The 12,556-nt window shown below is 67.8% G+C and carries 8 protein-coding genes and 2 pseudogenes; 1 reads left to right on the forward strand and 9 read right to left on the reverse strand.

All coding sequences use genetic code 11. From position 1 onward, the window contains the following. Positions 1-3: 3 nt before the first annotated feature. Positions 4-2,739, reverse strand: coding sequence for a preprotein translocase subunit SecA (secA, locus tag LK996_RS05400; protein ID WP_230526109.1), 2,736 nt, complete (start codon positions 2,737-2,739; stop codon positions 4-6). Between the two features lie 168 nt (positions 2,740-2,907). After that, positions 2,908-3,840, reverse strand: a complete 933-nt coding sequence (locus LK996_RS05405; protein WP_230526110.1) for a M23 family metallopeptidase — start codon at positions 3,838-3,840, stop codon at positions 2,908-2,910. A gap of 4 nt (positions 3,841-3,844) precedes the next feature. Between LK996_RS05405 and LK996_RS05410 the strand changes: the two genes are divergently transcribed. Further along, positions 3,845-4,306 carry a DciA family protein gene (locus LK996_RS05410; RefSeq protein ID WP_230526111.1) on the forward strand — a complete coding sequence of 154 codons (462 nt, stop codon included), beginning with the start codon at positions 3,845-3,847 and terminating at the stop codon, positions 4,304-4,306. Positions 4,307-4,542: 236 nt separating this feature from the next. Here LK996_RS05410 and lpxC read toward each other — a convergent pair whose 3' ends face one another. The 7 genes and pseudogenes from lpxC to murG form a co-directional block, all read right to left on the reverse strand. Next, complete coding sequence (gene lpxC / locus LK996_RS05415; RefSeq protein WP_230526112.1) at positions 4,543-5,451, reverse strand: UDP-3-O-acyl-N-acetylglucosamine deacetylase; 909 nt, start codon at positions 5,449-5,451, stop codon at positions 4,543-4,545. Positions 5,452-5,692: 241 nt separating this feature from the next. Beyond that, positions 5,693-6,931 carry a cell division protein FtsZ gene (ftsZ, locus tag LK996_RS05420; protein ID WP_230526113.1) on the reverse strand — a complete coding sequence of 413 codons (1,239 nt, stop codon included), beginning with the start codon at positions 6,929-6,931 and terminating at the stop codon, positions 5,693-5,695. Positions 6,932-7,041: 110 nt separating this feature from the next. Next, entirely contained in the window at positions 7,042-8,277 is a 1,236-nt protein-coding gene (gene ftsA, locus LK996_RS05425) for a cell division protein FtsA (RefSeq protein WP_230526114.1), read from the reverse strand. 56 nt (positions 8,278-8,333) lie between these two features. Then, positions 8,334-9,017: pseudogene (locus tag LK996_RS05430) on the reverse strand (cell division protein FtsQ/DivIB); the annotation flags it as partial. Further along, positions 9,014-10,003: a D-alanine--D-alanine ligase gene (locus tag LK996_RS05435; RefSeq protein ID WP_343225849.1), complete on the reverse strand. Its 990-nt coding sequence runs from the start codon at positions 10,001-10,003 to the stop codon at positions 9,014-9,016. The gene LK996_RS05435 and the pseudogene LK996_RS05430, both read right to left, overlap by 4 nt. Next, on the reverse strand, positions 10,000-11,442 hold the full coding sequence (murC, locus tag LK996_RS05440) for a UDP-N-acetylmuramate--L-alanine ligase (RefSeq protein WP_230526115.1): 1,443 nt from the start codon (positions 11,440-11,442) through the stop codon (positions 10,000-10,002). The genes LK996_RS05435 and murC overlap by 4 nt, the downstream gene beginning before the upstream one ends. Before the next feature lie 38 nt (positions 11,443-11,480). After that, positions 11,481-12,530 (reverse strand): annotated as a pseudogene (gene murG, locus LK996_RS05445) (undecaprenyldiphospho-muramoylpentapeptide beta-N-acetylglucosaminyltransferase); the annotation flags it as partial. Between the last annotated feature and the right edge of the window lie 26 nt (positions 12,531-12,556).

Here is a 12,556-nt window from a genome sequence, read left to right on the forward strand (position 1 = left end):
AGGTCAGGCGAGCTGGCCGTGGCAGTGCTTGTACTTCTTGCCGCTGCCGCACGGGCACGGATCGTTGCGACCGACGCGCTCGGAGGGACCGGGCGGCAGCATCTCCAGCGAGGTCTGCGTGCCCTGGACCTGCGCCGCTTCCTCGTCGGCGCCGTAACCGCCGGTTTCCGGATGCTGGAACTGCATCTGGCGCGCGATCGCTTCGGCGCGCGCGCGTTCGGCGGCTTCGGCCTGCGCGATCTCTTCCTCGGTGCGGATGCGCACGCGGGCGAGCAGCGTCACGACTTCGCGCTTCACCTTCTCCAGCATCTGGCCGAACAGCTCGAAGGCCTCGCGCTTGTATTCCTGCTTCGGCTGCTTCTGCGCGTAGCCGCGCAGGTGGATGCCCTGGCGCAGGTAATCCATGCGGCCGAGGTGTTCCTTCCAGTTTTGGTCGAGCACGTTGAGCATGATGTGCTTTTCCAGCATGCGCATGTTCTCGCCGCCGATCTGCGCTTCCTTGTCGGTGAACAGCTGCGCCAGGCGCTTCTGCACTTCCTCGGCGATGCCCTCGGAGTCGATTTCCTTCTGCGCGGCGACGTGCGCCTGCATGCCGGCGCGCACGCCGAACTCGTTCTCGAGTTCCGCGTCCAGGCCCTGCAGGTCCCACTGTTCGTCGATCGAGTTGATCGGGACGAACTTGGCGACCATGTCGGCGACCACGTCTTCGCGGATGCCGGTGATGTTCTCTTCCACGCTCTCGGCGTCGAGCAGCTCGTCGCGCTGCTGGTAGATGACCTTGCGCTGGTCGTTGTTGACGTCGTCGAAGTCGAGCAGGTTCTTGCGGATGTCGAAGTTGTGGGCCTCGACCTTGCGCTGCGCGTTGGCGATCTGCTTGGTCACCAGCGGGCTTTCGATGATGTCGTCTTCCTTCAGGCCCATGCGCGCCATGACGCGCTGCACCCAGTCGGCCGCGAAGATGCGCATCAGGTTGTCTTCGAGCGACAGGTAGAAGCGCGACGAACCCGGGTCGCCCTGGCGACCGGATCGGCCGCGCAGCTGGTTGTCGATGCGGCGCGATTCGTGGCGTTCGGTGCCGACGATGTGCAGGCCGCCGGCGGCCTTCACCGCGTCATGGCGTTCCTGCCAGGCCTGGCGCAGCGGCGCCTTGTCGGCGTCGGGGGCCTCTTCGCCGAGCGCGGCGAGTTCGGCTTCGAGCGAACCGCCGAGCACGATGTCGGTACCGCGGCCGGCCATGTTGGTCGCGATGGTCACCGCACCCGGGCGACCGGCGTTGGCGACGATGTGCGCTTCGCGTTCGTGCTGCTTCGCGTTGAGCACTTCGTGCGCGATGCCCGCGGCCTGCAGTTGTTCGGACAGCAGCTCGGAGACTTCGATCGACGTGGTGCCGACGAGCACGGGCTGGCCCTTCGCGTGGCACTCCTGGATCTCGCGGACGACCGCGCGGTACTTGCCGGCGCGGTTGAGGAACACCAGGTCCGCGTTGTCCTTGCGGACCATCGGGCGGTGCGTCGGGATCACGACGACTTCCAGGCCGTAGATGTTCTGGAACTCGTAGGCCTCGGTGTCCGCGGTGCCGGTCATGCCCGACAGCTTGTTGTACATGCGGAACAGGTTCTGGAACGTGATCGAGGCGAGCGTCTGGTTCTCGCGCTGCACCGCCACGCGTTCCTTCGCTTCCACCGCCTGGTGCAGGCCGTCGGACCAGCGGCGGCCCGGCAGCGTGCGTCCGGTGAATTCGTCGACGATCACCACTTCGCCATCGCGCACGATGTAGTCGACGTCGCGCTGGAACAGCGCGTGCGCGCGCAGCGCGGCGTTGAGGTGGTGGACGACGTGGATGTTGTTCGCGGCGTACAGCGCGTCTTCGTCGCCGGTCAGCACGCCGGCGCTGCGCAGCAGCGCTTCGACGTGTTCCATGCCGGCCTCGGAGAGGTGGACCTGCTTGCCCTTCTCGTCGACCCAGAAATCGCCCTCGCCTTCCTCTTCCTTCTGGCGGGACAGGCGCGGGACGATCGCGTCGAGCTGGTGGTAGAGCTCCTGCGATTCGTCGGCGGGTCCGGAGATGATCAGCGGGGTGCGCGCTTCGTCGATGAGGATCGAGTCGACTTCGTCGACGATCGCGTAGTGCAGGCCGCGCTGGTAACGGTCTTCCTTCGCCAGCGCCATGTTGTCGCGCAGGTAGTCGAAGCCGAATTCGTTGTTGGTGCCGTAGGTGATGTCGGCGGCGTACGCGGCGTGCTTGTCCGAATGCGGCATGCCCGGATAGACCACGCCGACCGACAGGCCGAGCCAGTTATACAGCTTGCCCATCCACGCCGAGTCGCGGCGCGCGAGGTAATCGTTGACCGTCACCACGTGCACGCCCTTGCCTTCGAGCGCATTGAGGTAGGTCGGCAGCGTCGCGACGAGGGTCTTGCCTTCGCCCGTGCGCATTTCGGCGATCTTGCCCAGGTGCAGCACCATGCCGCCGATCAGCTGCACGTCGTAATGGCGCATGCCCATCACGCGGCGCGAGGCTTCGCGGCAAACGGCGAAGGCTTCGGGGAGGAGCTTGTCGAGCGACTCGCCCTTGGCGACTCGCTCCTTGAATTCCGGCGTCTTGGCCTGGAGCTCCGCGTCCGACAGCGCCTGCAGCTGCGGCTCGAGCGCGTTGATCTTCTTGACGATGCCCCCGAGCTGGCCGAGCAGGCGTTCGTTACGGCTGCCGAAGACACGGGTGAGCAAGCTGTTGAGCATCGAAGGACACCAAATTCAGGAGGGGTGCGGACGCGGGCAAGGCACGTCGTCCAGCAACAAAAAAGGGCGCGGGGCGCCCTTTGTTCGGCAACGCGGCATTGTAGCTGGGGACCGCGGCTGCGCCTATCAAGCCTGCCGCGCCATTGGAAGGCGCGGCAGGAGGGAAGTTCAACCGCGGGTCACGCTGCGGTTCTGGTTCTGGCCCAGGAACTTGCGCGGATTCACGACGCGGCCGTTCTCCCACACTTCGAAGTGCACGTGGGCGCCGGTCGAACGGCCGGTGGAGCCGGCCTTCGCGATCTGCTGGCCCGCGCGGACGAGGTCGCCGATGCGGCCCATCAGGCGCGAGTTGTGCGCGTAGCGCGTGACGTAGCCGTTGCCGTGGTCGACTTCCACCACGTTGCCGTAGCCCGAACGCACGCCGGAGAAGCTGACCACGCCGTCGGCGACGGCGAGGACGGGATCGCCGACCTTCGCCTTGAAGTCGATGCCCTTGTGGAACTGGTGGCCGCCGACGATCGGATCGGCGCGGCCGCCGAAGCCGGAGGTGATGTAGCTGTTGTTGATCGGATCGCGCGAGGGGACCGCGTTGCGGTCGAGCTCGCGGTTGAACAGCAGCGACTCCATCACCGAGAGCTGCTGGCCCGACGCGGCGTATTCCTTCTCGAGCGTCGCGAGCTCGCGCGACAGCTCGTCGCGCGGCATGTCGCGGATGGGGCCCGGACCACCGGTCGGGACCGGCTGTTCGAAGTCGAACTCGCCGTCCTCGAGCTGGCCGGCGCGCGTCAGGCGCTCACCGAGCGCGTTGAGGCGGTTGGCCTGCGCCTGGAGTTCGCCGAGGCGGGCGGCCAGCGCATTGATCTCGCGCTGCGACGCTGCACGGGTGGCGGCGAGTTGCTTGTCCTGCTTGTCGACCTTGGCGGTCAGGTGCGCGTTGTACGCACCGGCGATGCCAACGGAAGCGCCGAGCCCCAACACGAGGCCGGAAGCGAGCAGAATGCCGGCGGCGACCCCGGGACGACGCTGTGCGTGGTCCGTGAGTCGGCCGACGAGGCCCGTCGCGGGACGGTGCCGATTATTCAGTACGATTTTGAAGCTCATATCGATGTCGGATTCCAAGTCCAGGCCCAAGCAGCCCGCACGCGTAAATCGAAACACGGGGCCGCAAGCACCCATGGAGGCGTTGCTCGCGGACGCCGCCTTCGACCCCCTACGTCGTGCCCTCTGGCTTGACGCGCTGGATCAGCGGTTGCGCCCTTCCCTGCCTGCCGCACTCGCCCCGCACGCGCGGGTCGCGAACTACGACGGAAGCAGGCTCGTCTACGTCGTCGACGCCCCGGTGTGGCGAACCAAACTGCGGCTCATCGCACCGGACCTCCTCGACGCGGCCCGATCCCTCGGGCTCGACGTGGCCGAAGTCGTTGTCAAAACAACGACTCTCCCGTTCCACCCACCAAAGCCGGCGGAACCGAAAGCCACACCGATGTCGGCGGCTGCGAAGGAAGCGTTGCAGGCCGCGCTGGCGTCCCTGAAGGACCCCGAACAGGCGGGGCCCAAAGACTCCTGACTCTGGCCGACCAGGTCCCCGGGCTACGTTTGCCGCGGGGGCCGGATTCGGCTTGAGGGGGATGCTACCCCGCCCTTCCCACCGCTTTCGCTAACGAACCATTCGAGATTCGTTAGAAACCCGTTAAACCGACAGATTCGATTCACAGATCGATCACGCAGGTGACCCCGGAGTCGGATCGGGGTGAGGGTGGCCGACGGCATCACCCATGCGGGGGACGAATCCCCCGGCTGCGTTCACGCGATCGCAGGGTTTCCGTAGACGACGGGCGCGGCGGCCGGGTCGTCGAAGGTCACTTCGTCCCACGCCGAGGCATCGGCGAGGAGCGCGCGGACCAGCTTGTTGTTGAGCGCGTGGCCGGACTTGTAGCCCTCGAACGCGCCGATGATCGGGTGCCCGGCGAGGTAGAGGTCGCCGACCGCGTCGAGGATCTTGTGGCGGACGAATTCGTCGGCGTAGCGCAGGCCGTCGTCGTTGAGGACGCGGAATTCGTCGAGCACGATCGCGTTGTCCATCGAGCCGCCGAGGCCGAGGTTGCGCTCGCGCATGAACTCCAGGTCGCGCATGAAACCGAACGTGCGCGCGCGGCTGACTTCCTTGACGTACGACGTCGTGGAGAAGTCGATCTCCGCGCGCGACTGCGCGGCGGGAATCGCCGGATGGTCGAAGACCACGGTGAAGCCGATGCGGAAGCCGTCGTGCGGTTCGAAGCGGGCGACCTTGTCGCCTTCGCGCACTTCGATGGGCTTGCGGATGCGGATGAAACGCTTGGGCGCGTTCTGCTCGGAAATCCCCGCCGATTGCAGCAGGAACACGAACGGGCCCGCGGAGCCGTCCATGATCGGCACTTCCGGCGCCGACAGGTCGACATAGGCATTGTCGATGCCGAGGCCCGCGAAGGCCGACATCAGGTGTTCGATCGTCATGACCTTGCCGCCGTGCGACGACAGGCCCGTACACAACATCGTCTCGGTCACCAGGCCGGCATCGGCCGGAATCTCGACGACGGGATCGAGGTCAACGCGCCGGAAACGGATGCCCGTATCGACCGCGGCCGGACGCAGCGTGAGATAGACCTTCTCTCCGCTGTGCAGGCCCACGCCGGTCGCGCGGATCACGTTCTTGAGGGTGCGTTGGGGCAGCATCGGTCTGCTTGCTATCGATCGCTTTCTCGACGCCTCGGAGAGGCCGGGGGACTACGCGCGGCGTCTGCCGCAGCGGCCGCAAAGGGTACCACGCGACCCGCTGAATGCTTCGCCAAAGCGCGGACCCAGTGTCCCGCTTGCGCGGTGCAAAAGGGTCGGCCGGTAGACGCCGGCCGACCGAAGGACACCATGCGGGGCCGGCGCAGGCCCCGCATGTTTCATGTAACGAACCGCTTTGCGATCAGTCCGCCTGGCGACGCAGGAACGCCGGGATGTCCAGGTAGCTGCTGTCGCCGCCGAAGTCCGCCGCGGCGGGTTCGCTGCGACCGCCGCGCAGGCTCGACGAGGCCGACGTGCTGCCGAAGTTCGGCACCACCGGTTCGTTGAGGTTGGCCATCGCGTCGAAGTCCGGCTGGCCGGTCGTCGCGTTGCGGACGAGCTTGATCGGCGAACGCACCTGCGCTTCGCGATGACCGTGCTGCTCGTAGCCGCGCTGCGGCAACGCCTGGCGCGACACCGCGCGATTGAGGCCGGTCGCGACGACCGTGACGCGCACTTCGTCCTGCATGTCCGGATCGAGCACGGTGCCGATGACGACCGTCGCGTCTTCCGACGCGAAGTTCTCCACGGTGCGGCCCACTTCGTCGAACTCGGCCATGGTGAAGTCCGGGCCGGCGGTGATGTTGACCAGGATGCCGTTGGCGCCCGACAGGTTGACGTCGTCGAGCAGCGGATTCTGGATCGCCGATTCCGCCGCGGCCTGCGCACGATCGTCGCCGCGCGCCGCGCCCGTGCCCATCATCGCCAGGCCCATCTCGGACATGACGGTGCGCACGTCGGCGAAGTCGACGTTGATCAGGCCCGGACGCACGATCAGGTCGGCGATGCCCTGCACCGCGCCGAGCAGCACGTCGTTCGCCGCGCGGAAGGCCTGGATCATCGTCGCGTTGCGACCCAACACGGTGATCAGCTTTTCGTTCGGGATGGTGATCAGCGAATCGCAGTGCTGGCCGAGTTCGTCGATGCCCTTGAGCGCGACCTGCATGCGGCGGCGACCTTCGAACGGGAACGGCTTGGTCACGACGGCGACCGTCAGGATCCCCATCTCCTTGGCGAGCTGCGCCACGACGGGCGCCGCGCCCGTGCCCGTGCCGCCGCCCATGCCCGCGGTGATGAACACCATGTCCGAGCCCTGCAGGGCATCCATGATGCGTTCGCGATCTTCCAGCGCGGCCTGGCGGCCGACCTCCGGATTCGCGCCCGCGCCGAGCCCCTTGGTGACGTTGCTGCCGAGTTGCAGCTGCAGCTTCGCGCCGCAGTTCTTGATCGCCTGCGAGTCGGTGTTGGCGGTGATGAACTCCACGCCGTCCACGCTGCTGTTGACCATGTGCGCGACCGCGTTGCCGCCGCCGCCACCCACGCCAACGACCTTGATCACTGCATTCGGGGCCATCTTTTCAACCAGTTCGAAGTGCGCCATGTCCGTGTCCTCTTATAAGTGTTGTATGAACCACGACTTCCAAAGTGTTCCGTTGCCTGCCGCCGCCTTCCATTCCGCCTGCGCGTCTCCCGTGAGGCGCGCTCTCCGAATCAGAATTCGCCGCGATACCAGTTCTTCAACTTGTTGAAGAACGACCCCGCGCGTCCCGCCGAGATCGACGGTCGACGCGGGTTCTCGATCTGGCTGCCCATCAGCAGCAGGCCGACGCCCGTGGCATGCACGGGGTTGCCGACCACTTCGCCGAGGCCGGTCACGTGCTGCGGGATGCCCACGCGCACCGGCATCTGCAGCATTTCCTCGGCGAGTTCGACGACGCCTTCCATCTTCGAAGCGCCGCCCGTCAGGACCATGCCCGCGCGGACGTGCTGCTCGAATCCGCTGCGGCGAAGCTCCGCCTGCACCATCTCGAAAATTTCCTCGTAACGCGCCTGCACCGCCTGCGCGAGCGAGTGACGCGGCAGGCGACGCGGCGGACGATCGCCCACGCTCGGCACCTGGATGCTTTCTTCCGCGGTCGCCAGCTGCGCGAGCGCGCAGGCGTAGCGCACCTTGATCTGTTCGGCTTCCGGCGTCGGCGTGCGCAACATGTGCGCGATGTCTTCGGTCACCTTGTCGCCGGCGATCGGGAGCGAGGCGCTGTGCGCGATCGCGCCCTGCACGAACACCGCGATGTCGGTGGTGCCCGCGCCGAGGTCGACGAGCACGACGCCGAGTTCGCGTTCGTCGGGCGTCAGCACCGCGGTGCTCGAGGCGAGCGACGCGAGGATCAGGTCGTCGACCTGCAGGCCGCAACGCTGCACGCACTTGCTGATGTTCGCCGCCGCCGACTGCGCGCACACGACCAGGTGCGCGTGCACTTCCAGGCGCACGCCGGTCATGCCGACCGGATTGCGGATGCCTTCCTGCGAATCGTCGAGCACGTAGTCGCGCGGGATCGCGTGCAGGATCTTCTGGTCGGCCGGGATCGCGACCGCCTTCGCCGCGTCGAGCACGCGATCGAGGTCGGCGTACGTGACCTCGCCGTCGCGGATCGGCGCGATGCCCTGCGAGTTGCGGCACTGCACGTGGTTGCCGGAGATCGATGCGTAGACCGAGCGCACTTCGCAGCCGGCCATCAGTTCGGCTTCCTCGACCGCGCGCTGGATCGACTGCACGGTGGATTCGATGTCGACGACCACGCCGCGCTTGAGCCCGCGCGATTCGTGCGAGCCGATGCCGATCACTTCGATCGGACTGCCCGGCGAGTATTCGCCGACGAGTGCGGTCACCTTCGACGTGCCGATGTCCAGGCCCACGATCAACGATTTGTCGCCTTTGCGGTTCATGTATTTCCTTGCGAGGTCGTGCCAGCTGCCGCGGTCTGCGGCGGCACATCGGCCCACTGCAGCGCGAAGCCGTTGGTGTAGCGAAGATCGGCGCGACGCAGCACGCGCTGCGGCTGCGCCGTGAGTTGCGGAAGCAGGCGCGCGAAGCGGCCCAGGCGCGGGCGCGCGTCGCTGCGGCCGACGATCACTTCGGCGCCGTCGGACAGCACGAGCGACCAGCTGCCGCGCGCATCGAGATGCAGGGCGCGCACGTCGCGGCCAGTGCTCGCGAACAGCGCGCGCGATTCGTTGTACAGCGCGACGACGTCCTGCACGCGCGTCGCCGGCCCGCCGAGCGTCGGCAGCTTCGCCGGCACGCGGATGCCTTTCACCGGGAACAGGCGGCCGTGTTCGGACAGCAACTGGTCGTTGCCCCAGCGCGCGAAAGGACGATGTTCGACCACGCGCACTTCGATGACGTCGGGCCAGTGCTTGCGCACTTCGGCGCGTTCCACCCACGGCAGGCGCGCGACGGCTTCCTGCGCCTGTTCCAGCGGCACGGCGAAGAAGCCGCGCTGCGCGAACGGCAATACGGTGGCGCGCAACTGTTGTTCGTCGACATTGCGCAACGCGCCCTGCACGCGCAGCGTGCGCAGCGGCCAGCGTTCCGACGCGACCCAACCGTTGAGCAACGCAACGATCGGCAGCGCGACGAGCGCCACCGCCAGGGTCCACGCCAGGATGCGCAGCACTGCGTTCACTTGCGCGCACCTCCGTTGCGGTCGAGCGAGGTTTCGAGGATCCGCCAGCACAGTTCGTCGAACTCGATGCCGACCTGGCGCGCGGCCTTCGGCACCAGCGAGTGGCTGGTCATGCCGGGGGCGGTGTTCACTTCGAGCAGATGGAACTTGCCGGTCGCGCGATCGCGCATCACGTCCACGCGCGACCAGCCGCTGCAATCGACGGCCTTGAACGCGGCGACCGCGAGGCGGCGGATTTCTTCTTCGTCGTCGCCTTCGAGGCCGGGGCACAGGTACTGCGTGTCTTCGGCGACGTACTTGGCGTGGTAGTCGTACCACTGTCCCTTGGGCACGATGCGGATCGACGGCAGCGCGACGTCGCCGAGCACGGCGACGGTGAGTTCGTCGCCTTCGATGAGCTGCTCCATCAGCAGTTCGCCGCGCGCTTCTTCGTCGATGTAGCGCTTGGCGAGTTCGACCGCAGCGTCGAGATCCTTGTCGGCGTACACGCGCGACACGCCGACGCTCGAACCTTCGGCGGCAGGCTTCACGATCACGGGCAACCCGAGCGCCTTCGCCGCGGCATGCACGTCCGCGCCCTTGCCGAGCTGCACGTATTTCGGCGTCGGCAGGCCAAGCGACAACCACACCTGCTTGGTGCGGATCTTGTCCATGCTCAGCGACGAGCCGAGCACGCCCGACCCGGTGTACGGGACATTCAGCGCATCGAGCAACCCCTGCAGCACGCCGTCCTCACCGCCGCCGGCATGGCCGTGGAGGATGTTGAACACGCGCGTGAAATGCTTTTCCTGCAGTTCGCGAATGAGGTTGGGGATGCCGTCGACCGCATCGGCCGCGACGCCGCGCGCGCGCAGCGCTTCCAGCACGTTGCGGCCGGAATCGAGCGAGACCTCGCGTTCGGAACTGGTGCCGCCCATCAGCACGGCGACGCGACCGAACGCGGCCGGGTCCGTCACGCGCAGCGGCGGGAAATCGTGCGTACTCACTTCGTTGCTCCTTCGAAACCCTGCGTGGCGATCTGCTGCGCGGCGGCGCCGATGTCGCCGGCGCCCATGAGCAACAGCAGGTCGCCGTCCTGCAACACGTCCGGCAACACGCCGGACAGATCGAACGGGCCGCCGACCACGATCGGATCGACGCGGCCGCGTGTGCGCACCGCGCGTGCCAGTGCCTTCGCATCGGCGCCCGCGATCGGCGCTTCGCCGGCGGGATACACCTCGGTCAGCACCAATGCGTCGACCGTCGACAACACCGCGGCGAACTCGTCGAACAGATCGCGCGTGCGGCTGTAGCGATGCGGCTGGAACGCGACGACCAGGCGCTTGTCCGGCCAGCCGCCGCGCGCGGCGGCGAACACCGCCTCCAGTTCCTTCGGGTGATGGCCGTAGTCGTCGACCAGCTGCACCGTCGCGCCCTTCGCGGTCGTCAACCGTGCGAGCAGGTTGAAGCGGCGGCCGATGCCTTCGAACTTCGCCAGCGCGCTGGCGATCGCTTCCGGTGCAACGCCCAGCTGCCAACCGATCGCGGCGGCGGCGAGTGCGTTCTGCACGTTGTGGCGGCCGGGCAACGCGAGCGCCACCGGCGTGCGCGAGCCATCGGGCAGGTGCAGCATGAAGCGCATGCACGCGCCGTCCTGCGTCACGTCTTTCGCGCGCACGTCGGCGTTGGAAGCGAAGCCGTAGGTCATCACGTGGCGCGGCGTTTCCTTCGCCAGCGTTGCCACTTCCGGATCGTCGATGCACAACACAGCCAGGCCGTAGAACGGCAGGCGATGCAGGAACTCGGCGAAGGCGGCCTGCACGTTCGCGAAGTCGCCGCCGTAGTTCTCGAGATGATCGGCGTCGATGTTGGTGACGACCGCGACCGCGGGGTTCAGGCGCAGGAAGCTGCCGTCGCTCTCGTCGGCTTCGGCGACGAGCCACTGGCCGCCGCCGAGGCGCGCGTTCGCGCCCGCCGCGAGCAGCTTGCCGCCGATCACGAAGGTCGGATCCATGCCGCCTTCGCCCAGTACGCTGGCGACGAGCGAGGTCGTGGTGGTCTTGCCGTGCGTGCCTGCCACCGCGATGCCGCGGCGGAAGCGCATGAGTTCGGCGAGCATTTCGGCGCGCGGCACGATGGGGATGCGGCGGGCGCGCGCTTCCATCAGTTCCGGGTTGTCTTTCTTGATGGCGCTCGACACGACGACGCAATCGGTGTCGAGCACGTTCGCCGCGCCGTGGCCGCGATGGACCTTCGCGCCGAGTTGCGCGAGGCGACGCGTGACCGCGTTGTCGGCGTTGTCGGAGCCCGACACCTGGTAGCCGAGCGTGCACAGCACTTCGGCAATGCCGCTCATGCCGACGCCGCCGATGCCGATGAAGTGCACGCGCGGGTAGGCCTTCGCCAAGTCGCCGGTGGTCTGCAGGCGGCGCTGATCGTTCGTCATCACGCAGCCTCCTTGTGCAGGCGATCGAAGCGCGCGATTTCTTCGAGCACGATGTCGGCGACGCGCGCCGCGGCATCGGGGCGCGCGATCGAACGCGCGGATTCGGCCATCGCCATGCGCTTGACCGAATCTCCGCGCAGCGTGCGCAGCACGTCGCGCAGGCGATCGGCGAGCGCATCGTTCTGCGGCAGCAGCACGGCCGCGCCGCGTTCGACGAGGTATTCGGCGTTGCGCGTCTGGTGGTCGTCGACCGCCTGCGGGAACGGCACGAGCACGCTGCCCACGCCCGCGGCGCACAACTCGGCGAGCGTCAGCGCGCCGGCGCGGCACACCACGAGGTCGGCCCACGCGTACGCGGCCGCCATGTCGGCGATGAAGGGCTCGATGCTCGCGGCGATGCCGGCCTGCGCGTACGCGGCTTCGGCATCGGCGCGCATCTTTTCGCCGCACTGGTGGCGCACCTCGATTGTCGGATCGTTCAGCGCCTGCAGTGCCTTCGGCACGGCGGCGTTCAACGCGCGCGCGCCCTGGCTGCCGCCGAGCACGAGCAGGCGCATGCGCTCGTTGCCGCGCGCCATGCGCAGCTGCGGCGTCTGCACCGAGGCGATCTCGTCGCGCACCGGGTTGCCGACGACTTCTTCGATGACGCTGTGCGTGAACGTCTGCGGGAAACCGGTCAACACGCGGCGTGCGACACGCGCGAGCACGCGATTGGTCAAACCGGGCGCGCGATTCTGTTCGTGCACGAGCAGCGGCACGCCCGCGAGTTTCGCGGCGACGCCGCCCGGCCCCGCCGCGTAACCGCCGAAGCTGATCACCGCGCGCGGACGACGCTGCGTGACGACGCGCGCCGCGGCGCGCACCGCGCTCAGCACGCGCACCGGCGCACCGACCAGCGTCGCGATGCCCTTGCCGCGCAGGCCCTTCACCGCAATCGTGTCGATCGCGATGTCGTGTTGCGGCACGAGCTTCGTTTCCATCTGGCCGTCGGCGCCGAGCCACGTCACGTCGGCACCGCGCGCGCGCAATGCACGTGCGACCGCGAGGCCCGGGAAAATGTGTCCACCCGTGCCGCCGGCGAGGATCATGACGCGCGCCGTTCCGCGCTCGGTCG

Source organism: Noviluteimonas lactosilytica, from assembly GCF_020866925.1.
Taxonomy (GTDB): domain Bacteria; phylum Pseudomonadota; class Gammaproteobacteria; order Xanthomonadales; family Xanthomonadaceae; genus Noviluteimonas; species Noviluteimonas lactosilytica.

Excerpts from the sequence above, each read along its gene's own strand:
- secA (WP_230526109.1), bottom strand. The coding sequence starts at position 2,739 with ATGCTCAACAGCTTGCTCACCCGTGTCTTCGGCAGCCGTAACGAACGC.
- LK996_RS05405 (WP_230526110.1), bottom strand. The coding sequence starts at position 3,840 with ATGAGCTTCAAAATCGTACTGAATAATCGGCACCGTCCCGCGACGGGC.
- LK996_RS05410 (WP_230526111.1), top strand. The coding sequence starts at position 3,845 with ATGTCGGATTCCAAGTCCAGGCCCAAGCAGCCCGCACGCGTAAATCGA.
- lpxC (WP_230526112.1), bottom strand. The coding sequence starts at position 5,451 with ATGCTGCCCCAACGCACCCTCAAGAACGTGATCCGCGCGACCGGCGTG.
- ftsZ (WP_230526113.1), bottom strand. The coding sequence starts at position 6,931 with ATGGCGCACTTCGAACTGGTTGAAAAGATGGCCCCGAATGCAGTGATC.
- ftsA (WP_230526114.1), bottom strand. The coding sequence starts at position 8,277 with ATGAACCGCAAAGGCGACAAATCGTTGATCGTGGGCCTGGACATCGGC.
- murC (WP_230526115.1), bottom strand. The coding sequence starts at position 11,442 with ATGACGAACGATCAGCGCCGCCTGCAGACCACCGGCGACTTGGCGAAG.